Below are 22811 nucleotides of genomic sequence, written 5' to 3'. Positions count from 1 at the left end.
TAGTTCGGACGGATCTCCGCAACCATGCGCACCGCGCGCTCGCGAAGCTCGGGAGGGTAAGGGGACGGACGTGCCATGACTCGATCCTCTCAAGGAATCGAGCCTCCATCAGACCCGGAGCGGTTCATCGCCATGGGCACCGGGACGGACGTAGCCATCGGCGCCGCCGACGTCACCCTTGTACGCGGCGACATCGAGGCGCTCGCGGACGCCGTCCGGCTGGCCCGGCACACCCTGGGCACCATCCGCACCAACCTGGTGTGGGCCTTCGGCTACAACGCCGTGACCATGCCCCTGGCCATGGTCGGCCTGCTCAGCCCCATGGTCGCGGCCGTCGCGATGTCCCTCAGTTCGGTCCTCGTCGTGGCCAACAGCCTGCGGCTGCGCACCTGGCAGGCCTCACCGGTCGGCAAGTCCCGTCCCCGTACCGCCGCACGGGGCATGGTGTGACGCGCGCTGATCTCACCCACGACGCCTCACCGCAGCTCATATCCGTCTCTCGTCGAGGAACCGCGCGTACATGAACTCCTCACCTTCCTCCTCCTCCCGTCTGCGCCGTGCCCGCGAGGCGACCGGGACCGGCCTGGTCGTGGCTCTGGTCTCACTCGCCGCGATCGGCTGCCTCTCCGCCTGGGCAGGTGCCGGCCATGCGGGCAGTCCAGCGAAGATCGAGGTCAGGGAGGCCCGGGTCCTGCTGCCGGTGATACCGGGACGGAACACCAACGCCTACTTCCGCATCGTCAACACCGGCGGTGCGCCTGACCGGCTCCTCTCGGTCACCTCTCCGGCGGCCTCGACCGCCGAGCTGACCGTGCACCGCATGAACGAGGAGAACGGTGCCTACCGGGAGAGCTCGGGGAGCGTGGAGATCCCCGCGGAGGGGGAGGTGGAGATGTCCCCGCACGGCTCGGCGGTGACTGTCCGCTCCGACCCCTCGTGGCGGCCGGGGGAGCGCGTCGCGTTCACTCTCGCATTCCAGCGGTCCGGGACGATCACAGTGGAAGCTGACGTCCGGCCGGTCACCCTGGGGTCCGCACCCTGAAGCGAGGCGAGTGAACCCCCTTCGTGGCCTTTCGCGATCCCGGCGAAGAATTCCGTCGAGCCGGGGGACCCGGAAGCTCTCGCACCCGACTCATGGGACGGCTCGGTAGTTGATCCGACGGGGACGTCGTCGTTTTCCGTTGAGTCCGCTCCGGGCGGCGAGGGTGAGCAGCCCGAGCTGGGATCATGGCGATCTCTTCCGTCGGCTGGATTCCCGCGCGTGTTCACCCGAACCGCCGCGGTACTCCAGGACCCGGCGGGCAGCACAGGTGGCCGCACCGTGGCCGAGATCGTCGAGATCGGCCGTACTCCCCACCACGGGCCGGCCGGCCGCGAGGGCCCCGACGACCGGCGTGCCGTCGCCGACGCCATCGACCGCTGCGGTATCCGCCCCTTCGCCACACGCGATTACGCCTCCCTCTCCGGAGGCGAACGCCAACGCGTCCTCCTCGCCCGCGCCCTGGCCGTCCTTCACGACCTGGACCTCGCCGCCCGCCTCTGCGACCTGATCGTCGTCCTCGACCACGGCGCGGCGGTCGCCGCCCGGCCCGGTGCTCGACGTCCTCACCCCCGGCGTGATGCGCGAGGTGTTCGGTGTCGAAGCCACCACCACGCGCCACGACGACGGGGCTGTGCGGATCGCGTACGGAGCGCATCCGCCGGCAGAGGCGGGGGAGGCCGGTCAGGCACGGGCGCCACTATGACCACGCAAGCATCTGGTGATCGGCGGGAACTATCCGCACCGGCCCACCGACTACTCCCGCGGTGGGCGATCACCCACCGTGCCATGGCTACCGTCCGCCAGGAGTGTCCGTGCTACGACCCCGCGCCACCCTTGTCGTCCTCGCCGCCTCGACCGTGCTGATCGGCGGGTGCTCCGCAGGCCCGGGCTCATCGGGCTCCAGCAGCACGGTGCTGCGCGTCGGCCTGAGCGAGGAGTCCGGCGCCCTGGACCCGCATGCGTTCACCGGCAACTTCGTTCTGCTCGACGCGGTCTACGAGCCCCTCGTCACCTACGCGGAGGGCGGGAAGCTGAAGCCGGGACTCGCGGAGTCATGGAGCATCGCCGAGGACGGCAGAAGCGTCAGCTTCGACCTGCGGGACGGGGTCACCTTCACCGACGGGACCCCGCTCGACTCGGCCGCCGTGAAGTGGAACTTCGACCGGTGGGTGGGCAACAAGAAGTTCACCTTCTTCCGGGCCTCCCAGGTCATCTCGGCCGTGGAGACCCCGGACAAGGACACCGTCAAGCTGACTCTCTCGGAGCCGTACGAGCCGCTGCTGCAGGAACTGTCGATCATCCGGCCGGTACGACTGCTCAGTCCGAAGGCGGCGAAAGCCGACGGCACGTTCCAGAAGGCTGTCGGAACCGGGGCGTGGAAGCTGGAGTCCAACTCCGCGACAGGAGCCGAGCTGGTACGCAACGACGACTACTGGGGAACCCGGCCGAAGCTGGAGCGGGTCGAGTTCAAGGTCATACCGGACTCCCAGGCCCGGCTCGACGCACTGAGCAACCGGGAGATCGACCTCATCGGTGGCGCCTACCAGGCCCCGATCACACCGGTCGAGGCCAAGACACTGAGCGGGCGCGGAGACATCACGTCGCTCGTCGGCGATCCGGACGTCTCGATCATGCTCGGGTTCAACGCCGACGGCCCGGCCGGAGACCGAGCGGTGCGTGAGGCGGTGCGCCAGGCCATCGACACCACCGCCCTGACCAAGGCCCTGTTCCAGGGCTACGGCAAGCCCGCACGGCGGGTGTTCCCCCCGAACGTGCCCGACTCGGGCACCGACCTGCCGGACTACTTCGACCAGGCAGCGGCCCGCAGCACACTGGACGCCGCCGGGTACACCCTCGACGGCGGCAACCGGGTCAAGGACGGAAAGCGCCTCTCCCTCAAACTGCTCATCCCCGCCACCCCCGCCCAAGGGCAGCTCGACCCCCGCTCGATGGCCGAGGCCATCGCCGGATCGCTCAAGGAGGTCGGCATCGCCGTCGACATCTCCCCGGTCGACGCCGCCGCGTACTACGACGAGCGGGCGGAGGGAACCTACGACATCACCTTCTTCGAGGGACTCGGCGCGCCCTACGACCCCTCGGGTTCGGTCGTCTCCATGTTCACCTCCGGAGCCCGCGGCCCGCTCTGGGTGACGAAGGCCACCGAGGACCTGGTCGACAAGGCGGTGTTCGCGGACGATCCCACCGCACGCGCCGCCGCGTACCAGAAGCTGTACGACGAGGTCGCAGCCGACGCGGGCTTCGTCCCCCTGGTCTACCGGCCGCGGGTCTACGCGACCCGGGACACGGTGAAGGGATTCACCGTTCCGCCCACGGACGTGGACCTGGAGCTCACCGGGGTGACGGTCGGGTGAGACCGCTGGGCCGGCTGGCGACGGCCGGCGGTCACGTCGCGCGGTGGACCGTGGACACCGTCGGCGTGCTGCTGGCGATGTCCGTGGGGACCTTCGCCCTCGTCCTGCTCGCGCGGGGCGACCCCGCGGCGGTGCTGGCGGCGACCCGGGCCGGCCGCCCCGCCACGCCCGAGCAGATCGAGGCCGTCCGCGGGGAACTCGGGCTCGACGACCCGGCACCCGTGCGCTACGTACGGTGGCTCGCCGATGCCTGCACCGGCGATTTCGGGCGCTCGTTGCGTACGAACGCCGCGATCGGCCCCGAAGTCGCGGACCGGCTGGGCGTCACGCTGGCACTGGTGGGCGGGTCCGCCGTGATCGCCGTCGTGGTCGGCGTGGGTGTCGGTGTCGCCGGTGCGGTACTCCGACGCGGAGTGCTGCGCGGGGCGCTGCGCACCGGCGCGCTCCTGGTCAGCTCGATCCCGTCGTTCTGGCTGAGCTACCTCCTCGTCCTGTATCTGGCGATCCGCCTGGGGCTGCTCCCGACATCAGGTATGGCGGGCCCCTCGACGTGGCTGATGCCCATGGCCGTACTGGGCCTGCCTGTTGCCGGTGTCCTCAGCCGCGTGGTCGCCGTCACGCTGCGCGATGCCCTCGACCGGCCTTACGTACGCGCGGCGCAGGCACGGGGCAGTGGAACGCTGTCGATCGTCATCCGGGACGGACTGCCCAACGCCGCCGGACCGATCCTCTCCGTCGCCGCGTTCGGCATCGGCAGCCTTCTCGTGGCCACCGTCGTGGTGGAACAGATCTTCGGCTGGCCCGGCATGGGCGCCTACTTCGTCCAGGCCGCCGGTTCCCGGGACGTCCCGGCGCTCCAGGCGGCCACGCTCGTCATGGGAGGCGGCTTCATCCTGGTCAACCGCTGTGCCGATGTGCTCCAGGGACTCATCGATCCCCGTTCCCGGCGGGGCGGGAACGCACGTTCCCGGCGTCGGCCCATGCTCCCGGGGAGAAAGACCTCGGGTACGGACGCGGCGCTCCGCGAACCGGTCGGAGTTCCGGGAGCGCGGACCCGGGAGGGGATGCCATGACCGTCGAGGCACGAAGTCCGGGGCGCCGCGCGTGGATCGGCACGGTGCTGCTGGCACTGCCCCTGATCCTCTTCGCGGTCGTCGGGGTGCTGGCCCCGGTCCTCTCCCCGGCCGATCCGACCGCCAACGACCTCACGGCCGGGCTGCTGCCGCCGTCCTCGGAGCACCCGCTCGGTACCGATCAGCTCGGCCGGGACCAGCTCAGCCGGATCCTGCACGGTGCTCGGATCTCCCTTTCGGTCACCGCGGCCGTGCTCGCGGTCGCCCTGACGGCCGGTGCCGTCATCGGGGCCGCCGCAGGCTACCTCGGCGGACGGGTCGACCGGGCCGTCTCCCGGGTGATCGACGTGGTGGTCTCGCTGCCCGGCATGCTGGTCACCCTCGCGGTCATCGGCGTACAGGGTCCCGGTGTGGAGAACCTGATCCTGGCGCTGTCCCTCTGGTCGTGGGCGCCGTACGCGCGGATCGCGCGCGCCCGCGTCGCCGACCTGCGCAAGAGCCCCCATCTGGACGCACTGCGCCTGCTCGGCGCGGGCCGTGCGCGCATCCTCGGCCGGCACCTGCTCCCGCCGGCGCTGGCACCCTGCCTCGTCTACGCCAGTACCGACGTCGGCACCATCGTCCTCGGCGTGGCCACCCTGAGCTTCCTCGGCCTCGGTGTCGCGCCGCCGAACGCCGAGTGGGGACAGATGCTCGTCGAAGGCAGGGCGTTCATGGACTCCGCGTGGTGGCTCGCCTATCCGCCAGGCGTCGCCATCACGGCAGTGGTGTTCGCCAGCAACCTGCTCGGTGAGCGGCTGGCGGCCGGCGAGGAACGGCCCTCCGTCCTCCGCCTGGTCCGGCCGACCCGAACCGGGTCGGCGTGGCCGGTCCGCCGGAAGGCCGCACCGTCCGCGCCCCGTGCCGCCGAACGCACGACATCCTCCCCACCGGAGACGGTGCCAGGATGCCCCGGAGAGACCCCGGTCCTCCGTGTGCGGGACCTCACCGTCACCTACCCGCGGGACGGCGAGCGGCGCCGCGTCGTCGCGGAGATGTCGTACGAGGTCCGCCGGGGCGAAGTCCTCGCCCTCGTCGGCGAGACCGGCAGTGGCAAGACCACGGCAGCACTGGCCCCGTTCGGCCTGCTGGACCCGTACGCGGTGGTCACCGGCTCCGCCGCGCTGGCGAACGGCGCCGGCACGTGCGAGATGGTCGGGCTCACCCCGGCGGAGCGCCGCCGGATCAACGGCCACAGGGTAGGGGTGGTCTTCCAGGACAGCGGCGCCGTTCTCAACCCGCTCAGGACGATCGGCGCGCACGTCGACGAGGCGGTCCGCAACGCGGGCCGCGGAGGGCGGCGCCCCGCGACCCGCCGGGTCACCGAGGAACTCCTGCGCCTGGCCGGCCTGCCCGACCCCACCACGGTCGCACGCGAATTCCCCCACCAGCTGTCCGGCGGCATGCGTCAGCGGGCGCAGATCGCCATGGCCCTGGCCTGTGAGCCCGAGCTGCTGATCGCCGACGAGCCCACATCCGCCCTCGACGTCACCGTGCAGGCCCAACTGCTCGACCTGCTGGCGCGCCTGCGCGAGGAACTGGCGATGTCCATGGTCGTCGTCAGCCACGACCTCGGGGTGGTGACCCGGCTGGCCGACTCGGTCGCCGTCGTGTACTCCGGCCGGATCGTGGAGAGTGGGCCCCTCGCCGCCGTGCTCACCCGGCCCGACCACCCGTACACGCGGGGGCTGCTGGACGCGGTCCCGCGCCCGGGCACGCCACCCGGTACCCGTTTCCGGACCATGCCGGGCCAAGGAGGCGCCGGCCCGGACGACACCACCGGTTGCGGGTTCGCCCCCCGCTGCCCCCTTGCCGTGGCCTCCTGCGTGGACGCGGCACCTCCTCTGGAAGCACTCGCAGGAGCGGCCGCACACCGGTCGGCCTGCCTTCGGCACCCCGGTGAGCCGACGGTCGCCGTGGGGAAGGGAGACACCTCGTGCTAGAGATCGTGGAGGTGAGCGCCTGTCACGGCGGCCCGGACGCCGTGACGGTGGTCAAGGACGTCACGATGAGTGTGGCGGCCGGTGAGATCGTGGGGCTGGTCGGCGAGTCGGGCTGCGGCAAGACGACCCTGGCGCGCGTCGTGACCGGGCTGCACCGCCCCGATGCGGGGGTGGTACGCGTAGGAGAAGTGGACGTACACGCGATCCGGGGGCGGCGCGCTCTTCGCGCGCACCGGAGACAGGTCCAGATGGTGTTCCAGGACCCTTCCCTGACGCTCAGCGCGCGCCAGACGGTACGGCAGGCCATCGAAGAACCCCTGCGCATCCACCGGCTGGGCGACGCACGGGTCCGGTCGGCGCGCGTCGGTGAACTCCTCGACCTCGTCGGGCTGAAACCGGAGGTGGGGGACCGCCGCCCCCGGCAGTTGTCCGGAGGACAGCAGCAGCGGGTGGCGATCGCCCGGGCGCTGGCTCTGGAGCCACAGCTGCTCATCTGCGACGAACCGGTCACGGCACTCGACGTATCCGTCCAGGCGAAGGTCCTCAACCTCCTGTGCGATCTGCGGGAGCGACTCGACCTCGGTTGCCTGTTCATCACTCATGACCTCGCCGTCGTCTCGCAGTTGGCGGACCGGATCGCCGTCATGCAGGACGGCCGTATCGTCGAGCAGGGCCGTACCGAGGACCTCACCACCCGCCCCCGCCACGCCTACACCCGCAGTCTCCTCGCGGCCATCCCCACCCTGGAGATACCAGCGGTCGAGGACGCCGTCCGCAGCTGATCACGGGGGATTCCGGCAGCCCGGCTCACACAGCGGGAACAGCCTTCGGATCCGCTCGTAGCGGGAACTTTCCCGGACATGGAGCCGACATGTAGGTATGACCATCGCCTGCCTTGAGATGCTCTCCTTCGGCCTCGCCCACCTTGCCCGCGCCGCACACGAGTCGGGCGAGCGACTGGTGCTGCTGACCGGTGTGGAGCCGCTGTACCTGCACGAACTCGCCACCCTGCCGGCTGGATCCGTCGACGTCGTCGCGGTCGACACCGGTGACCGAAAGGCGGTTGCCAAGGCTCTCGCATCGATCGAGGACCTTCGCGGCCTCATCAGCTCGACGGACACCTGGGGCGTGGCCGGTGCCGAACTCGCCGCCGAATTCGGTCTGCCCGGCGTCGACCCGGCCGTCATACGGCTGGTACGCGACAAGGCCCGCGTCCGCGACCTCCTGCACGGCAAGGGACTCAGCCCGTTCGGAGCCATGCCGGTGGAGGAGGCGGCCGCAGTGGATCTGGAGCGGCTCGCCGCGACCGTCGGGCTGCCCGCCATCGTCAAGGACACGGCAGGCACCAGCAGCCAGAACGTATGGCTCGTCCGCGACGCCCAGGACCTCTCCCGCTTCCACCGGGAGGCCGAGGGCGCCTCCCTCTTCGGAGGACTGTTCGCCGAGCCGTTCCTCGCCGGACCGGTCTACAGCGCGGAGACCGTGACCTGGGCGGGGGAGACCAGGCTGCTGGGCCTCTCCAGCCGCCTCATGTCCGCGCAGCCCTTCTTCCGGGAGGACGTGACGGCGTTCCCCGTGGCGCTGCCGCCGACCGAGCTGAGGGAGATCGAAGCGTGGCTCGGGGAGGTTCTCGCGGCTCTCGGATACACCGACCGTTTCGCCCACATCGAACTGTCGATGACGGCCGACGGGCCACGGCTGATCGAGGTCAATCCCCGCATCGGCGGGGCGCTGGTCGGGGAGTCCATGTGCCGCGCGCTCGACGTGAACGTGTACGGCGGCCTGGTCGACCTCGCACTCGGCGTCCGGCCACGGCTGCTCGACGCCCCCTTGTCCGGAGGCCCGGCTGTCGCGTTCGTCCTCGCCTACCCGGCACAGGCGGGCGAACTCGTCGCCGTGCACGGTCTTGAGGACATCTCCCGCTACCCGGGGCAGCCCACCTGGTATCCGACGAAGGCGGTCGGAGCGAACATCGACCAACTGACGGACGGACGTGGCTATGTGGGCATCGTGCTCGCCGAGGGCCCCACCGCGGAGATCGCCACGCACCGTGCGGTCACCGCGGCGGGAGCCGTGCACGCCGAGACGCGCCCCCGGTGTTAGGCGGCCTCCGACCCCCGGCTGCCCCTCACGATCAGCCGTCGGGCGTGGTTGTCGAAGGGCTCGGCATCGAAGCCACCGAAGCACTCGACCTCGGTGAACCCCGCCTCCACGAGCATCGTCTTGAGCTCGAAAGCGCTGTAGAGGGTGTGCTCGACGAACGCCGTCCGGGCCCGCTCGCCCCGGACCAGGGTGAAGTCGTCCCGGAACCGTTCCCAGTCACCGAGGATCGTGCCGCGGACGACCATCGTGCCGCCCTCGACCTCCAAGATGTGCGGCAGACCGCCGTCACGGGCCAGGATCTCCTTCCCGTACAGGTCGATCAGGAAGTGACCGCCCGGCTTGAGGCTCGCCCCCACGTTCCGCAGGACCCGCATGTTCTCGTCGTGATCGGCGAAGAGCCCGAAAGAGGTGTACATGCTGATGGCCAGGTCGAACCGGTCAGGCTCGATGAACTCGCGCATGTCCGCCCGGACGAGCCGCAGTTCCACCCCTGCTTCCGACGCCCCCGCCTTCGCGCGTCGGAGCAGTGCCGCACTGAGGTCCACACCGGTGACCGCGGCCCCGCTCCCGGCCAGCGGAATCGCGTACGCCCCCGGCCCGCAACCGAGATCGAGCACCGCGGCACCGGCAGGCACCCGCAGCAGCGGGGACGAGCCGACCCGGGCCCGGGCCTCCTCGGCACGCCCCGCGGAGAACAACACATCCGAGAAATCGACCCACAACGTCTCGTCCTCGAACCATTCCATCGCCGTCTCCTTCACTCGTCACGTGCCGTATCCCTTGTCAAACAAGTCGGCACGGAGACCCGCCAAGTTCCAGAAGACCCGAACGACCGAGAGAGGCCCACTCATGGATCATGGTTCCGGCAGGACCGAACTCGCCGTGCACCGCGAGTCCTTGCGGCTCATCGAGACGGTGAAGAGCTCCCGTGGCGAGATCGACTCCGTCGACACCTGCATGGTCACCCTCACGTACGACGGGATGACAGCCTTCGGCGAGGGCACACCGACCGAGTACAGCGGAGTGACCGCCGACGACGTCGTGGACGCTGTGGCAGCCGAGGGCGTGCAGATCCTCGGGCCGAACCTGAACAACCCGCAGCTCGTCCTCGATCGCATCGAGAAGTGGGACGCGCCGGCCGGCGCACGGATGGCACTGGACGGCGCGGTGCACGACTGGATCGGCAAGGCCGCGGGCCGGCCGACCTGGGAGCTGTTCAGGATGCCCAGAACCCTGGGGCCGACGGTTTACACCATCAGCATGGCGAGCCCGGACGAAGCCGTGAGCGCGGTCCGCAAGGCACCGGACGTGGGCGCGCTCAAGGTGAAGGTCGGCGGGCCGGACGACCTGGAGGCGCTGGAGGCGATCCGGGCAGTGACGGCGCTGCCCGTCCGTATCGACGCGAACGAGGCGTGGGACCTCGACACCGCACGCGCCCTCACGCCCCGCCTGCGCCAACTGGGCATCCAGCTCATCGAGCAGCCGTTCCCCACCACGGCGGTCGACGACTACCACCGCTACCGGGAGTTCCCGGACCGGCTGCCGGTCTTCCTCGACGAGGGGTGCACCGACGTCGCCAGTGTCCTCGCCGCACGCTCGTACGCGGACGGCATCGTCGTCAAACTGTGCAAGGCCGGCGGAATCCGAGGGGCCCGTAAGGTCATGGAGGCCGGCCGGGAAGCCGGGCTCCGGACCATGCTCAGCTGCATGTGCGAGTCCGAGCTCGCCATCAGCCAGGCCGCGCAGCTCGCTCCGCTCGCCGACCACATCGACATGGACGGCCACCTCTACCTCAGCGACCCCCCGTTCCGGGGACTTGGCCTCAACGACCGCAGTATCGTCCTGGGCGATGAACCGGGCCTGGGCGTCCGCCCGTCACGCTGACCGCCGCACGGGCAGCGGGAACTTCTCCCGCTCCCGGCACGACATGTAGAAGGGACGCGCGTTGCGTCGCACGACGGGAGGGGAACGATGGACTGGTACGAGGACCTGAACCTGTGGTCCGGCTTCTCTGCGGTGCTCTTCTCGCCCGAGAGGGAGCGGCAGGCCGCCGAGGTGGTGACCACGTCCCCGCTGCTGGCCTTCCCGGCGGGCAGCCGCGTGCTCGACCAGTGCTGCGGCGTCGGCGTGTACACCGTGCCCCTGGCCGCTCAGGGGTACCGGACCACGGGTGTGGATCTCCACAGCGAACTGCTCGAACGAGCTGCCGCCGTCTGCGCGGACGCCAAGGTCGAAGCCGCGCTCGTCCAGGCCGACGTGCGCGAGTACGTGGCACCGGGCGCATTCGACGTCGTGCTGAACATGTACACCTCCTTCGGCTACTTCGAGGACCCCGAGGAGAACCTCCAAGTCCTGCGCAACGCCCACGAGTCACTGGCACCGGACGGACAGCTGATCGTGGACCTGCTCAGCAAGGAGACGTACGCGTCCTGGGTCGGTCCTCCTAAGATCGTCGACATACCGGGAGGCATGGTCGTCATGCGCGACACCATCCTGGACGACTGGACCCGGTACCGGACCGACTGGACGATGGTGCGGGGCAACACGGCCGAGCACTCCTCCCTCACCTGCTACGTCTACAGCGCCAGGGAACTGCGCGACATGTTCCGGCAGGCCGGCTTCGAGGAGATCGAGTGCTTCGGTGACTGGGACGGCCGCCCGTACGACGGCGGAGCCACCCGCCTGATCATGCGAGGGAAGAAGGCACGGACGGCGTGACGTTCACCCGACGTGAGACGCCGGGCGGTTCCTTACTGTCCGGCGTCCGCTCGTTCACCGGCACACAGCGAGCGCTGCTCGGCAGCGGCTTCCTCGTCAACCTGATCAGCTTCTCCGTCTACCCGTATCTGGCCATCCTCCTGCGTGACCGCATGTCACTCAGCATGGGCCAGGTGGGAGTCGTCCTCGGACTGGCCACCTTCGTGCAGTTCGCCGGCGGCGTGCCGGGCGCTGCTCTCGCCGAGCGCATCGGGTTCCAGCGCTGCCTTCTGATCTCGATGGTCCCGCAGACACTCGGATCGCTCGGATTCGTCGTCGGCGGCGCATGGCCGGCGGTGACCATCGCGGCGCTGTTCCTGCGATCGGCTGCCACGGCTCTCTACTCGCCGAGCGTCAGAGGCTATACCGTCCATGGCGCGAGCGAGACGGAACGGCCGCGCCTGGTGGCCGCGAGCTACGCCACGGGCAACGTCGGTGTCGCGCTCGGCCCGGTGGTCGGTTCCCTGTTCATCCACGAACCCGGCGGGATGTTCGTCGCCGCCACCGTGCTGCACGCGCTCATGATGGTCGGCCATGTGTTCCTGCCCCGGGAGAGCAGGGACGAGCACGAGGTGGTCGAGCCGCTGCGCCGGGCCCTGAGAGGGCTCGCCGTCCTGCCCTTCGCCGTGACCGCTCTGACGCTCTACCTGCACATGCACTTCTACCAGTACCTGTCGTCCTACGCCGAGGACCGGGTCGCCACCGTGTTCTACGGCGCGGCCATGATGGGCTACTCCCTGGTGCTGGCCGTGCTCCAGCCCCTCATCGCCGACCGTGTCGAGCAGATGCGCTACACCAAAGCCATGGCGCTCGGCTTCGGGGGCCTGGCCGTCGGCATGATCGCGTTCACCGGTGGCAACGAGGTGGCGTTCGCCGTCGGCATCCTCGCCATCGGCGCGGGAAACTCCGTACTGCTCCTGAAGAACGTCCTCGAAGCACTCGCCCGCTCGAAACGCTCCCCAGCCGTGGTCTTCAGCCACCAGCGGCTGGCCGAAGGCATCGGCGCTTTCCTCAGCGGGCTGGTCGGCGGCGGGCTCTACTACCGGTTCGAGACCGCCGGACAACTGCCCGGGTTCTGGGTGGCGGTCGCCGCCCAGTGCGTGCTGATCCCCCCGGCCCTGCTGCTCGTGCACCGCCGGTTCCGGAGCCCCCAGCGTGAAAGGACAGGCTCGTGATGAACCCCGCAGACGCCGTCACCACCGCCCGCGCCGTCGCCGAGCGGTTGCGGAAGGACGCGGTCGAGAGGCAGCACGCCAACCAGCCGCCGCTGGCCGAGATCCAGATGCTGCGCGAGAGCGGGCTGCTCGCCGTCGATCCCGACGACCACCGCACGACGCACACCGTCACCCGGCTCGTGTCCGCCGGCGACGCCTCGATCGGACACCTCCTCGGCTACCACTACCTGCACCTGTGGCGTGCCTCGCTCTACGACAACGGCGAACTGGCCCGCTCGCTGAGGCAGGAAGTCGCGGCCGACCAGTTGTTCGTGGCGGCCGTGAGCAACCCGCGCGACACGATCGTCGCCACCGAGACCGATGACGGGCTCTCGGTCTCCGGCCGAGGCGCGTTCGCCACTGGCTGCGCCGTCGCCGACCGCCTCTTCGTCAGCGCGACCCGCGCCGATCGCGCGGCGCGGCTCGTGGTCGTCGCCCGTCGCGGAGCCGGCGGCATCTCGCACCCGTCGGACTGGGACAACCTGGGGCAGCGTCTGACCGCGAGCGGGAGCATCGTCCTTCAGGACGTCCGGGCCGACCCCGGTGACGTGCTGGGCACGTTCCCGGCCGACGAGGACGATTCGAGTCCGCGCCGGCTGCGCCTGTCACTCGTCTCCCTGGCCTTCCAGGCGGTGCTCACACAGGTCCTCGTCGGCATCGTCGAGGGCGCGCTCGCCGAGGCCGCCCAGTACACGCGCGAAACCTCGCGCCCCTGGCCGGCGAGCGGACTGGAGAGCGCTGTCGACGACCCGCACGTCCTCGCCGGGTACGGGCACCTCGACGCTGACCTCCGTGCGGCACGCCTCCTGGCCGACGAGGCGACCAGGGCTTTCGTGCAGGCGGACACAGTCGGCCTCGCCTTGACCCCGGCCGAACGCGGCCGGGCCGCGCTCGCGGTCTCCGCTGCCAAGGTTGTGTCCTCCCGTACGGCGACGGAGACGACCAGCCGCATCTTCGAACTCACCGGCGCCCGTGCCACGGCACGCTCATCGGGCCTCGACCGGTTCTGGCGCGACGCCCGAACGCTGACCCTGCACGATCCCCTCGTGTACAAGGCCCAGGAGCTTGGTACGTCCCTTCTCACCGGCGAGGTCCCGCTGATCACGGCGTACAGCTGACGGCACGCGGCGGAAGATGCCCGGCCCTCCCCGGTTCAGAGGGGAAGACCAGGGACATCAGGGGCAAGCACCAGCGAGAGCTGACCGCCACCGGAAGGACCCGTGACCGAGCCCTGGCCATCAGTTCTCGAATGCGCGCATGTACTTTCCGAACTTCTCCAGGCCGTCGATATTGCGCGGGCTGCTGATGCCCTCGTTGTAGTCGAGGATGAAGAAGTTGTTCTTCTTCACGGCCGGCAGTTCCTTGGTGTGCGGCGACTTCCTCAGGAACTCGATCTTCTTCTCGGCGGGCTGGTCGCCGTAGTCGAAGATCATGATGACCTCGGGCTCGGCCTGCGTGACGGCTTCCCAGTTCACCTGGGTCCAGCGCTCCTCCAGGCCGTCGAAGATGTTCTTCCCGCCCGCGGTCTTGATGATGTCGTTGGGCGGCACCTGGTTGCCCGCCGTGAACGGCTGGTCGGTCCCGGAGTCGTAGAGGAACACGGGCACGGGCTTGCCCTTCGGAGCCTGCTCGGCGACGGCGGCCTCACGCTTCTTCAGGCCGGCGACGACCTTCTCCGCCTTCTCTTCGACCTGGAAGATCCGCCCGAGGCGTTCGAGGTCGGTGTAGAGGCCCTTGAAGGGCGTCAACTTCTCCGGATGTCCCGGGTAGTTGTAGCAGCTCTCACTGTGCATGAAGCTCTGTACGCCGAGCTTGTCGAGGATCTCCGGGGTGATGCCCCGCTGGTCGCTGAAGCCCGAGTTCCAGCCGGCGACGACGAAGTCCGACTTGGCGTCCACGACGATCTCCTTGTTGAGGAGGTCGTCGCTGAGCATCTTCACCTTGGCGTAGTCCTTCGCCCAGGGGGACTCGCTGACCGGCGGGTTGGCCGGCGGCATGACGTAGCCGTGCACATGGTCGGCCAGGCCCAGGCTGAACAGCTTGTCGGCGCTGCCGCCCTCGTAGGCGACGGCCCGCTTCGGCACGGTGTACTCGACGGACTCGCCGCAGCGCTTCACGGTGCTCTTCCCGGAGCCCTTGCCCTGGGATTCGACTTCGGCGCCACACCCCGTGAGCAGGAGCGCGGACGCGGCGACGGGGATGGCGAATTTGGTGAACTTCATGGTCTTCCTCAGGAATCGAGTGAGTAGAGCAGCTGGGGGTCGCCCGTCAGCGGATGCGGGACGACGGAGGCGCGGACCCCGAACACCTCGTCGACGAGTTCGGGGGTGAGGACGTCCTTGGGCGTACCCGAGTTGATCAGGCGGCCTTCGCTGAGTACGCCGATCCGGTCGCACGCGGCGGCCGCGAGGTTCAGGTCGTGGAGTACGACGAGGACGGTCAGGCCGGCGCCGCGCAGCAGGGACAGGAGCCGCACCTGATGGCGTACGTCGAGATGGTTCGTCGGCTCGTCGAGGACGAGGATCTTCGGCTCCTGCACGAGGGCGCGGGCCAGCAGGACGCGCTGGCGCTCGCCGCCGGAGAGGGTGAGGATGCCTCGTCGGGCCAGGTGCAGGATGTCGAGCCGACGCATGGCGTGCTCGCACAGATCCCGTTCGTGACCGTTGAGCGGGGTGCTGCCGCGCTGGTGGGGTGTGCGGCCGAGGGCGATCACCTCTTCGACGGTGAAGTCGAGGTCGACGGCGCCGTCCTGGGTCATCGCCGCGATGAGCTGGGCGCTGCGGCGCATGGTCAGCGACGAGAGTTCCTGGCCGTCCACCTTCACGGTGCCGGAGCTGGGTTTCAGGGCCCGGTACACGCACCGCAGGGCGGTGGACTTGCCGCTGCCGTTGGGGCCGACGAGGCCGACCACCTGACCGCTGCCGACGTCCAGGGAGAGGTCCCGTACCAGACTCTTGCCGTCGGTCACCACCGAGAGCCCGTCGAGTTCGAGATTCATCTCAACGGCCCCCGAACATGTAGGACTTGCGGCGCATCAGGGTGATGAACACCGGGACGCCGACCAGCGCGGTGATGACGCCGAGCGGCAGCTCGCGGGGGGCGACCAGGGTCCGCGACACGAGATCGACCCAGACCATGAAGACCGCCCCGGCGAGCGGTGCGACGGCGAGCACCCGTGCGTGCGTCGCGCCCACCACCATCCGCACGAGGTGCGGCATGACGAGGCCGACGAAGGCGATGGAACCGCTGACGGCGACCATCACGCCCGTCACCAGGGAGACGAGCACGAGCAGGGACTTGCGGTGCCGGTCGGGGCTGATGCCCAGACTGGCTGCGGTCTCGTCACCGAGAGCCAGGACGTCGAGCGGGCGGCCGTACCGGTGCAGGACGAGGACACCCACCAGCACGGCGGCTGCGACCACGGGGAGCGAACCCCAGGAAGCGGCGCCGAAGCTGCCCATGGTCCAGTACAGGACCATGCTGGTCGCCTCGGAGCTGGGCGCGAAGTAGATGATGACACTCATGACGGCCTGGAAGCCCAGCGACATGGCGACACCGGTCAGGACGAGCCGCAGCGGCGAGAGCGCCCCCTTGGTGGACGAGGCGCCGTACACCAGGAGCGAGGCCACGAGCGCGCCGAGGAAGGCGCCCACGGAGACCGCGTAGATCCCGAACACGGCGAGCCCGCCCATGACCGTCACACCGACGGCGCCCACGGAGGCCCCCGAGGAGACACCCAGAACGAACGGGTCGGCCAGCGCGTTGCGCACCAGGGCCTGGATGGCGACACCGACCGCGCTGAGCCCGGCCCCCACGAGCGCCGCGAGCAGCACGCGCGGGGTGCGGATCTGCCAGATGATCTGGTACGTCGTCACCTCGTCCGCCGAGATCTGCCCGCCACTGAGCGCGGCCCAGAGAAAGCGTGCGGTCTCGGCCGGGGGGACCACGGCGGGCCCGAGACCGATGGCGACGACGACGGAGACGACGAGCGCGGCGAACAGGCTCGCGCAGATCGCCACCAGGCCGGTCCGGGAGCCGGTCCGAACCGGCTCTTCCGCGGTGGGCGCGGGACGTTGCGGCGCCTCGGGTGGCGCGGGCGGTGACATGTGGATCGGCCTTCCGGTCTCGGAACGTTGGTGAAGGTTGGATGTGCGTCCGGGGGTGCCCGCGGCCTTGGAGCGGGCGCCCCGTCGGCTTCGGCTACGCGGTGCCGGGCATCTCGTCCTCGTCCTCGGAGCGCAGCACCAGGAGCCCGGCCACCACGGCCACGGCGACGAGCAGCCCGAACGCGGCGGCGATCCCCGGGTACCCCGCGATCCCGAGTCCCGCTCCGCCGAGGGCGGCGCCGGCGAAGACGCCGAGGCTCTGGCCCGCCGCGTTGAGGCTCAGCGCGGAACCCCGCATCGATCCGCAGCGCCTGACCAGCAGACTGACGGCGCAGGCGGCGACGACCGCGTGGCTCGCGGCGTGCAGCGAGGTGAAGGCCAGGGCGAGCGGCAGCCAGGTCGTGAACCAGAAACCGGTTGCGGTGACCAGGGCCGCCAACAGTCCGACGAGCAAAAGCCGTTCGGTACCCACGGTGGATTTCTCGGCGTTGGTGATGCGGCCCGTGAGCAGGTTGCTGACGAAGAACGAGGCGCCGCTGAGTGTCCACACCAGCGAGAACAGGGCGGGGTCGAGGTGGAACCGGTCGTCGTAGTAGACCGCGAGGTAGGCGAGGTAACCCATGAAGACCGCGGTGCGCAGGAAGGAGATGGCCAGCAGCGGTACCGAGCCGCGGACCTGGGCCAGGGCCTTGAACGAGGCGAAGTAGCCCGTGCGCGGGCCGCCCTCGACCACCGCGTCCTCGCCCTTCCTCCCGCGTACGAGGAAGACCGCGGCGAGCAGCAGCGAGACGACGGCGACGGCGAGCAGGTCGCCCTCCCATCCCCGCAGCAGGGCCGGCAGAGCGATCAGGGGCGCGGCGAGCATCGCCGCCATCGAGGTCGTCGACGTGACGAGGGTGGCCGCACGGGCGGCGGACCTGCCGTCGCCGAACCGGTCGGCGGCGGCAGCGGTGAGCGCCGGGTTGATCACCGCCGTAGCGGCGCCGACCAGCAGGCAGAACACCGCGGTCAGGAGGAAGTCCCCGCTCGCGCCGAGGGCTGAGGAGACGGCGAGTACGACGAGACCGACCGCGACCGCCTTCGACTTGGGAACCCGGTCGATCAGCGGGGCCAGGGCCGTGCCCACGGCGAGCGCCGCGAGGCCCCCCAGGCCGCGCAGGCCGCCCACCGCGGCGACACCGCTCCCGGTCTCCTCGGCGATCGGCACCAGGTACGTGCTGAAGACGGTGAACGGCAGCAGGCCGACGGCGGAGGCCACCAGGACCGGCCACAGGGCTCGCGCCATCTTCAGGTCGCCGGGCATCCCGGGGGACTTCTCCGGTGCGACGGCCGAACGGGAGGTGCCGGCGCTCACAGGTCACCGCCGGCGCGGTAGCGGTACATCGTCGTCTCGTCGGCGCTGAACTGTGAGAACGGGAAGGGCTCGGCGTTCAGGGCGGTGACGCCCGAGCCGAGGAAGGCGCGGGCGACGGCGCTGCCCGTCTGGGCGTACACGACGAGCGGCACCTTCTGCTCGCGGCAGTGTTCCAGGATCAGGTCGAAGGTGCCGTTGGAGAGAGTCATCCCCGTGGCGACGACGGCGTCGGCCTCTGCGAGGACCTCGGTCATGTCGTCCGCGACCGGCTCTCCCCACTGGGTGGTTCGCAGGTTGAGGTCGCAGGGCAGGCAGACGCCGCCCCGCTCGCGGATCGCGGCGACGAGCGGGTTGACGACGCCGATGAGCGCGACCTTGGCGCCCTCCTCGATGTCGAGCAGCCCGGCGATGGACGCGTCCCGCGCCTTCGCCCGCACTTCGGGGGTCCCCACCGGCAGCGGGACGGCCTCCGGCTCCGGGGCTTCCCGGTGCGGCTGTATCTGTGCGAGGTAGGCGTCGAGCGCCGCTGTGCGCACCGGGGCGGACTCGTGGCGCAGCAACTTCTCCAACGGGTGCCCGGAGGCGTTCTCGCAGAAGTCCGGGGTGAGTTCGCCCGCCTCGAAGGAGCAGCCGCCGAAGGACCGGCCGACACGCAGTACCAGGTAGTGGTTGTGGTACGTCACCGGTCCGCCGGCGAGCCGTGTCGTGTGGTAGAGCCAGAAGGCGCTGGTGACGGTCATGTCCTTCGGGTCGGGGCCGTAGTCCCCGGCGAGGACGGCATCGGTGAGCTCGGCGACCGACTGCGGCATGGGAAAGGGCATGTCAGAGGGCTTTCTTCTGGTCGGAAGTGGAGTCATCGGTCCAGGCCATGGCGGACCAGGGGTGGCTGAGCTCGTCGAGCGAGGTGATCTCGCGCGGTTCGAGGTCCTCGATGTCGGGCGCCTCGGTGTGCTTGGCGTACGCGCTGTCGACGTAGCGGTGACCTGTGTCCGCCGCGATGAAGACGTACGTCCGGGAATCGTCCTTCGACCGCTCCCACCGGGTGGTCAGGTAGGCGGCGCCCGCGGACAGGCCGGCGAAGATGCCGCTGGAGCGGAGCAGGTGGACGGCGCCTGCGAGCGCGGAGTCGAAGTTGACCCAGTGGATCCGGTCGTACAGATCGTGCCGGACGTTCTCGAACGGGATGGCGCTGCCGATGCCGGCGATGATCATGTCCGGGTCCGAGACGTGCTCCGAGCCGAACGTGACGCTGCCGAAGGGCTGGACTCCGACGAGGGAGACGTCTCGGCCCGCCTCGCGCAGATACGAGGCGATGGCGCCGGTCGACGCGCCGGATCCCACGCCGCCCACCAGGGTCAGCGGTCCGGCGGGGACCTCGTCGGCGATCGTTTCGGCCACTTCGCGGTAGCCGTAGTAGTGGATGCTGTCGTGGTACTGCCGCATCCAGTGGTACGAGGGGTTCTCCTCCAGGATCTCGGCGATGCGCCGCACCCGGAGCTCCTGGTCGAGGCGGAGATTCCTGGACGGCCGCACCTGCTCGAGCGTGGCACCGAGAATCTCGAGCTGCGCCTTGAGCGTGCGGTCCACCGTGGTCGACCCCACGATGTGGCACTTCATGCCGTAGCGGTGGCAGGCGAGGGCGAGGGCCTGCGCGTAGATGCCGCTGGAACTGTCGATGAGGGTGTCACCGGGTTTGACGGTGCCCGACTCACGGAGGTGCCGCACCGCCCCCAGAGCCGAGTAGATCTTCATGGTCTCGAACCGCAGACAGACCAGGTCCGGCCGCAGGGCTATGAGATCGGGTTTCTTGATCGCTTCAGCTATGTGCTCGTACATCTCCGTCTTCCGGTCGAGCGGGACATGAACCGTCTGTCTCGATCAGGTCCGGCTGGGCTGGGCCGCGGTGTGACCGTGAGCCCGGACGAGAGCATTATGGAAATGAAAACGATTGTCAAAAGCGGGTAAGGTGCGCGTCAGTCGCCGCCACAGGAGCCGTACGGCACCTCTACGCCCCATGACGGGGCAGCAAGGCTTTCGGAGGAACTCATGAATCTGCCCCAAGTCGGTCCGCGATCCTGCCTGTCGGGCCAGGCGGGCGCGGACACGGGTGTGGGCACCGCCTACGGAACGTTCGGGGAACTGCTTCAGGGTGAACTGCCGGAGGAGGCAGGTGATTTCCTCGTCACGCTACCTGTCGCCCGGTGGGCGAGGGCGTCCTTCCGGTGCGACCCGGCCATGGGAGACGTCATCGTCAGGCCGTCGCACAAGGAGAAGGCGAGGCGGCTGGCCTGCCTGATCCTGGAGGAGACGCCGGGGGCGACCGGCGGGGTGCTGACGGTCAACAGCGTGATCCCGGAGGGCAAAGGGCTGGCCAGTTCATCCGCCGACCTGGTCGCCACGGCGCGGGCGGTGGGGCGGGCCCTGCGGCTCGACATGCCGCCATCGCGGATCGAGGGGCTGCTGAGGCTGATCGAACCGACCGATGGTGTCCTGTACCCGGGAATAGTCGCCTTCCATCATCGAGCGGTACGACTGCGCGCGATGCTGGGCCCGTTGCCCGCCATGTCGGTCGTCGGTGTCGACGAGGGCGGGGCCGTGGACACGGTCGACTTCAACCGCATACCCAAGCCGTTCACGCCGGCGGACCGGCGTGAGTACGCCGACCTGCTGGACCGGCTGAGTGGGGCCGTTCGCTCACGCGACCTCGCGGAGGTGGGCAGGGTGGCGACGCGCAGCGCGCTCATGAACCAGCCGCTTCGGTACAAGCGACTGCTGGAGCCCATGCGGGAGATCTGCAGGGATGCCGGTGGTCTGGGCGTGGCCGTGGGGCACAGTGGGACGGCGCTCGGCGTGCTCCTGGACGCCGCGGATCCCGCGTACCCGCACCGGGCCACAGCGGTGGCCCGGGCGTGCGGGGATCTGGCCGGGGGTGTCGCAATCTATCGGACCCTCAGTTTCCCGAACGCCGTCAGTCATGGTGGTCGGACCGTCGGCTGAGGGCGGTTCCCGGAGGCATGCCCCGACGGGGCCCGGTTGCGCGGACGCCCTCGGGCACGTGGACTTCCTCGCGGCCGTTGCCCGGCCGGCCGTTCCCGAACAGTCGAAGGGACCCAGCTTCATGCCCACCGCACAGCTGCCTGCTCCCGGCGTCGTGCCGGCCCGGATCCACGTCACGGACAGGCTGGAGGCCGCTCACCCGCTCGCCGCTGACGGCGCTGTCGTCCTGACAGGCGTCGAGCCCACCGGTGACGGCCTGGTCCTCGCCGCCGCAGCCGTCCTGGGGGAGCGGCTGCAGCAGGTGTTCCCTCACCGGCTGCGGGCGTCCGACGGCTCGAACTTCGTCCACCTCCATGCGGACAGCTTCGACTTCGTCGTCAACGTAGGGGGCGTCGAGCATCGCCGACGTGATCCGGATGAGGACTATGTCCTCATCCAGTGCATCCGGCAGTCCGACTCCGGCGGCGACTCCTTCGTGGCCGACGCCTATCGCTTCGTGGACCACTGCGCGACGGCCGATCCTGAACTGTGGGACTTCCTGACCCGGGGGGACGTCGACCTGTACGGCGCGTGGTCCGGACTGCGTGGTATGCCCGCAACCCCCTTTGTGGGCAGGCATGTCGAGTACACCCGCGCCGGTCGGCGTATCGTCCGGCGCGGCGACGGGGTGGCCCCTCTGCACCGGGACCCCGGCGCGGACCACACCCGGCGGATGCTCGCCCGTCTGGAGGAAGCCGTCCATGCGCTGGAGGAGACGCTCCCGCGATTCCGGCTCGACGAGGGGGAGATCCTCGTCCTGGACAATTACCGCTGCTGGCACGGCCGCGAGACTCACACGGGAGATCGCGCGGTACGCATCCTCACGGTGCGCAGCAGCGACGCCCGCTGAGGCGTTACTGGTTCGCCTCACTCGCCGTGACCCAGGGGCGGGCGTCTGCGGCTGTGCTGTTTGCGTGCGGGACGGACCGGGGGAGATTCCCCGGTCCGTAAGGGGGGCGACCGGCGATCCGCTCACCCCGCCTCGGTCATTGCACAGGCTCTGCGAGCGCTTCGTGCTTCACACCGGCTGCCAGATCCGGGCCAGTGCCTCCGGGGTGAGCACTTCCTCCGGTGATCCCTGCCCGATCAGTCGTCCGTCGGCCAGGAGCAGGCAGGCGTCGGCCGAGCGGGCGGCCTCCAGGTCGTGGGTGGCCTGGACGACGGTGGTGCCGTCGGCGACCAGGTCCGTCAGCAGGGCCGTGATCCGCTCCCGCGCCTCGGGGTCGAGCCCGGTGGTCGGCTCGTCCAGGAGAAGCAGGTCGGACTGCTGGGCGAGGCCCTGCGCGATCAGCACGCGCTGACGCTGGCCGCCCGACAGCTCGCCGAGCTGGCGGGCGCCGAGGTCGGCGACCCCCAGCCTCTCCATGGCGGAGTCGACCGCGGTCCGGCCCGTGCGGGTCAGCCGCCGCCACAGGCCCCGCTGTCCCCAGCGGCCCATCTCCACCGTCTGCCGCGCCGTGAGGGGGAGGGTGTCGCCGACGGCACCGCGCTGCGGGACGAAGGCCGGTGGGGAGCCCTCCGCGTACCGCAGTTCTCCGGATGTGGCGGTGATCACTCCGGCCAGGACGCCCAGCAGCGTCGACTTGCCGCTTCCGTTGGGTCCGACCAGGGCGGTCATCGCCAACGACGGTATTACGGCGCTGAGTTGGTGGAGTACGGGGCGGCCGGGGTAGCCGGCGCTCAGCCGCTGGAACCGGACGCGCTCATTCCGTAGATCGACGGCCGACGGGAGTGAGGGGTTGTTGTTGAACATGGTTGTCATTATATGGTCC

Annotated in this window: 20 protein-coding genes and 2 pseudogenes; 14 read left to right on the top strand and 8 right to left on the bottom strand. The window is 70.1% G+C overall.

Going from position 1 to position 22811, the window contains the following annotated elements:
• Nucleotides 1-126 precede the first annotated feature (126 nt).
• The 8 genes and pseudogenes from IE140_RS35160 to IE140_RS35125 all read left to right on the top strand — a co-directional run.
• A pseudogene (locus IE140_RS35160) lies at nucleotides 127-450 on the top strand (heavy metal translocating P-type ATPase); the annotation flags it as partial.
• Between the two features lie 70 nt (nucleotides 451-520).
• Nucleotides 521-1042, top strand: coding sequence for a copper chaperone PCu(A)C (locus IE140_RS35155; protein WP_150194493.1), 522 nt, complete (start codon nucleotides 521-523; stop codon nucleotides 1040-1042).
• Nucleotides 1043-1192: 150 nt separating this feature from the next.
• Nucleotides 1193-1745 (top strand): annotated as a pseudogene (locus IE140_RS36325) (ATP-binding cassette domain-containing protein); the annotation flags it as partial.
• A gap of 109 nt (nucleotides 1746-1854) precedes the next feature.
• The gene (locus IE140_RS35145) at nucleotides 1855-3414 is read left to right on the top strand and encodes an ABC transporter substrate-binding protein (protein WP_167533478.1); all 1560 of its coding nucleotides are present in this window, start codon (nucleotides 1855-1857) and stop codon (nucleotides 3412-3414) included.
• Nucleotides 3411-4487 carry an ABC transporter permease gene (locus IE140_RS35140; RefSeq protein ID WP_150194497.1) on the top strand — a complete coding sequence of 359 codons (1077 nt, stop codon included), beginning with the start codon at nucleotides 3411-3413 and terminating at the stop codon, nucleotides 4485-4487. Before IE140_RS35145 ends, IE140_RS35140 begins: the two co-directional genes overlap by 4 nt.
• On the top strand, nucleotides 4484-6469 hold the full coding sequence (locus IE140_RS35135; RefSeq protein ID WP_150194499.1) for a dipeptide/oligopeptide/nickel ABC transporter permease/ATP-binding protein: 1986 nt from the start codon (nucleotides 4484-4486) through the stop codon (nucleotides 6467-6469). Before IE140_RS35140 ends, IE140_RS35135 begins: the two co-directional genes overlap by 4 nt.
• Nucleotides 6463-7251 (top strand): ABC transporter ATP-binding protein, encoded by a 789-nt coding sequence (locus tag IE140_RS35130; protein WP_150194501.1) that lies wholly within the window; start codon nucleotides 6463-6465, stop codon nucleotides 7249-7251. Before IE140_RS35135 ends, IE140_RS35130 begins: the two co-directional genes overlap by 7 nt.
• A 97-nt stretch (nucleotides 7252-7348) precedes the next feature.
• Nucleotides 7349-8572 carry an ATP-grasp domain-containing protein gene (locus IE140_RS35125; RefSeq protein ID WP_150194503.1) on the top strand — a complete coding sequence of 408 codons (1224 nt, stop codon included), beginning with the start codon at nucleotides 7349-7351 and terminating at the stop codon, nucleotides 8570-8572.
• Here IE140_RS35125 and IE140_RS35120 read toward each other — a convergent pair.
• On the bottom strand, nucleotides 8569-9318 hold the full coding sequence (locus IE140_RS35120) for a class I SAM-dependent methyltransferase (protein ID WP_150194505.1): 750 nt from the start codon (nucleotides 9316-9318) through the stop codon (nucleotides 8569-8571). The two genes, IE140_RS35125 and IE140_RS35120, sit on opposite strands and share 4 nt — an antisense overlap.
• A gap of 103 nt (nucleotides 9319-9421) precedes the next feature.
• Between IE140_RS35120 and IE140_RS35115 the strand changes: the two genes are divergently transcribed.
• The 4 genes from IE140_RS35115 to IE140_RS35100 all read left to right on the top strand — a co-directional run bounded on the left by IE140_RS35115 (nucleotide 9422) and on the right by IE140_RS35100 (nucleotide 13661).
• On the top strand, nucleotides 9422-10456 hold the full coding sequence (locus IE140_RS35115) for an enolase C-terminal domain-like protein (protein ID WP_150194507.1): 1035 nt from the start codon (nucleotides 9422-9424) through the stop codon (nucleotides 10454-10456).
• 87 nt (nucleotides 10457-10543) lie between these two features.
• Nucleotides 10544-11290: a class I SAM-dependent methyltransferase gene (locus IE140_RS35110; RefSeq protein ID WP_150194509.1), complete on the top strand. Its 747-nt coding sequence runs from the start codon at nucleotides 10544-10546 to the stop codon at nucleotides 11288-11290.
• Nucleotides 11287-12504, top strand: coding sequence for an MFS transporter (locus tag IE140_RS35105; RefSeq protein ID WP_150194512.1), 1218 nt, complete (start codon nucleotides 11287-11289; stop codon nucleotides 12502-12504). The genes IE140_RS35110 and IE140_RS35105 overlap by 4 nt, the downstream gene beginning before the upstream one ends.
• A complete protein-coding gene (locus IE140_RS35100) occupies nucleotides 12504-13661 on the top strand; it encodes an acyl-CoA dehydrogenase family protein (RefSeq protein WP_150194514.1) in 1158 nt (385 codons plus the stop codon). The genes IE140_RS35105 and IE140_RS35100 overlap by 1 nt, the downstream gene beginning before the upstream one ends.
• A 120-nt stretch (nucleotides 13662-13781) precedes the next feature.
• Here IE140_RS35100 and IE140_RS35095 read toward each other — a convergent pair whose 3' ends face one another.
• The 6 genes from IE140_RS35095 to IE140_RS35070 all read right to left on the bottom strand — a co-directional run bounded on the left by IE140_RS35095 (nucleotide 13782) and on the right by IE140_RS35070 (nucleotide 19839).
• Nucleotides 13782-14765: an ABC transporter substrate-binding protein gene (locus IE140_RS35095; protein ID WP_150194516.1), complete on the bottom strand. Its 984-nt coding sequence runs from the start codon at nucleotides 14763-14765 to the stop codon at nucleotides 13782-13784.
• Nucleotides 14766-14773: 8 nt separating this feature from the next.
• Entirely contained in the window at nucleotides 14774-15541 is a 768-nt protein-coding gene (locus tag IE140_RS35090; protein WP_150194518.1) for an ABC transporter ATP-binding protein, read from the bottom strand.
• Between the two features lies 1 nt (nucleotide 15542).
• Nucleotides 15543-16562 (bottom strand): FecCD family ABC transporter permease, encoded by a 1020-nt coding sequence (locus IE140_RS35085; protein ID WP_109177657.1) that lies wholly within the window; start codon nucleotides 16560-16562, stop codon nucleotides 15543-15545.
• Nucleotides 16563-16743: 181 nt separating this feature from the next.
• Complete coding sequence (locus tag IE140_RS35080) at nucleotides 16744-18003, bottom strand: MFS transporter (protein WP_150194520.1); 1260 nt, start codon at nucleotides 18001-18003, stop codon at nucleotides 16744-16746.
• Nucleotides 18000-18824, bottom strand: a complete 825-nt coding sequence (locus tag IE140_RS35075) for a Rossmann-like domain-containing protein (RefSeq protein ID WP_150194523.1) — start codon at nucleotides 18822-18824, stop codon at nucleotides 18000-18002. The genes IE140_RS35080 and IE140_RS35075 overlap by 4 nt, the downstream gene beginning before the upstream one ends.
• A 1-nt stretch (nucleotide 18825) precedes the next feature.
• Nucleotides 18826-19839 carry a pyridoxal-phosphate dependent enzyme gene (locus tag IE140_RS35070; RefSeq protein WP_093436431.1) on the bottom strand — a complete coding sequence of 338 codons (1014 nt, stop codon included), beginning with the start codon at nucleotides 19837-19839 and terminating at the stop codon, nucleotides 18826-18828.
• A 210-nt stretch (nucleotides 19840-20049) separates the two neighbouring features.
• Between IE140_RS35070 and IE140_RS35065 the strand changes: the two genes are divergently transcribed.
• Entirely contained in the window at nucleotides 20050-21000 is a 951-nt protein-coding gene (locus tag IE140_RS35065) for a GHMP family kinase ATP-binding protein (protein ID WP_229827101.1), read from the top strand.
• 121 nt (nucleotides 21001-21121) lie between these two features.
• Complete coding sequence (locus IE140_RS35060; protein WP_150194525.1) at nucleotides 21122-21889, top strand: TauD/TfdA family dioxygenase; 768 nt, start codon at nucleotides 21122-21124, stop codon at nucleotides 21887-21889.
• A gap of 168 nt (nucleotides 21890-22057) precedes the next feature.
• Here IE140_RS35060 and aztA read toward each other — a convergent pair whose 3' ends face one another.
• The gene (gene aztA / locus IE140_RS35055) at nucleotides 22058-22801 is read right to left on the bottom strand and encodes a zinc ABC transporter ATP-binding protein AztA (RefSeq protein WP_373296219.1); all 744 of its coding nucleotides are present in this window, start codon (nucleotides 22799-22801) and stop codon (nucleotides 22058-22060) included.
• Nucleotides 22802-22811: the final 10 nt, after the last annotated feature.

The organism is Streptomyces parvus (genome assembly GCF_014648875.1).
GTDB classification, from domain to species: domain Bacteria; phylum Actinomycetota; class Actinomycetes; order Streptomycetales; family Streptomycetaceae; genus Streptomyces; species Streptomyces parvus.
The sequence above is the reverse complement of the archived record's forward strand: the minus strand, read 5'-3'. Positions and strand labels throughout refer to the sequence as shown.

What these genes read in the sequence shown, in the direction of transcription:
- IE140_RS35070 (WP_093436431.1), bottom strand. Translation starts at nt 19,839, where the DNA reads ATGTACGAGCACATAGCTGAAGCGATCAAGAAACCCGATCTCATAGCC.
- IE140_RS35155 (WP_150194493.1), top strand. Translation starts at nt 521, where the DNA reads ATGAACTCCTCACCTTCCTCCTCCTCCCGTCTGCGCCGTGCCCGCGAG.
- IE140_RS35115 (WP_150194507.1), top strand. Translation starts at nt 9,422, where the DNA reads ATGGATCATGGTTCCGGCAGGACCGAACTCGCCGTGCACCGCGAGTCC.
- IE140_RS35095 (WP_150194516.1), bottom strand. Translation starts at nt 14,765, where the DNA reads ATGAAGTTCACCAAATTCGCCATCCCCGTCGCCGCGTCCGCGCTCCTG.
- IE140_RS35120 (WP_150194505.1), bottom strand. Translation starts at nt 9,318, where the DNA reads ATGGAATGGTTCGAGGACGAGACGTTGTGGGTCGATTTCTCGGATGTG.
- IE140_RS35075 (WP_150194523.1), bottom strand. Translation starts at nt 18,824, where the DNA reads ATGCCCTTTCCCATGCCGCAGTCGGTCGCCGAGCTCACCGATGCCGTC.
- IE140_RS35100 (WP_150194514.1), top strand. Translation starts at nt 12,504, where the DNA reads ATGAACCCCGCAGACGCCGTCACCACCGCCCGCGCCGTCGCCGAGCGG.
- IE140_RS35135 (WP_150194499.1), top strand. Translation starts at nt 4,484, where the DNA reads ATGACCGTCGAGGCACGAAGTCCGGGGCGCCGCGCGTGGATCGGCACG.
- IE140_RS35125 (WP_150194503.1), top strand. Translation starts at nt 7,349, where the DNA reads ATGACCATCGCCTGCCTTGAGATGCTCTCCTTCGGCCTCGCCCACCTT.
- IE140_RS35110 (WP_150194509.1), top strand. Translation starts at nt 10,544, where the DNA reads ATGGACTGGTACGAGGACCTGAACCTGTGGTCCGGCTTCTCTGCGGTG.
- IE140_RS35065 (WP_229827101.1), top strand. Translation starts at nt 20,050, where the DNA reads ATGAATCTGCCCCAAGTCGGTCCGCGATCCTGCCTGTCGGGCCAGGCG.
- IE140_RS35090 (WP_150194518.1), bottom strand. Translation starts at nt 15,541, where the DNA reads ATGAATCTCGAACTCGACGGGCTCTCGGTGGTGACCGACGGCAAGAGT.
- aztA (WP_373296219.1), bottom strand. Translation starts at nt 22,801, where the DNA reads ATGACAACCATGTTCAACAACAACCCCTCACTCCCGTCGGCCGTCGAT.
- IE140_RS35060 (WP_150194525.1), top strand. Translation starts at nt 21,122, where the DNA reads ATGCCCACCGCACAGCTGCCTGCTCCCGGCGTCGTGCCGGCCCGGATC.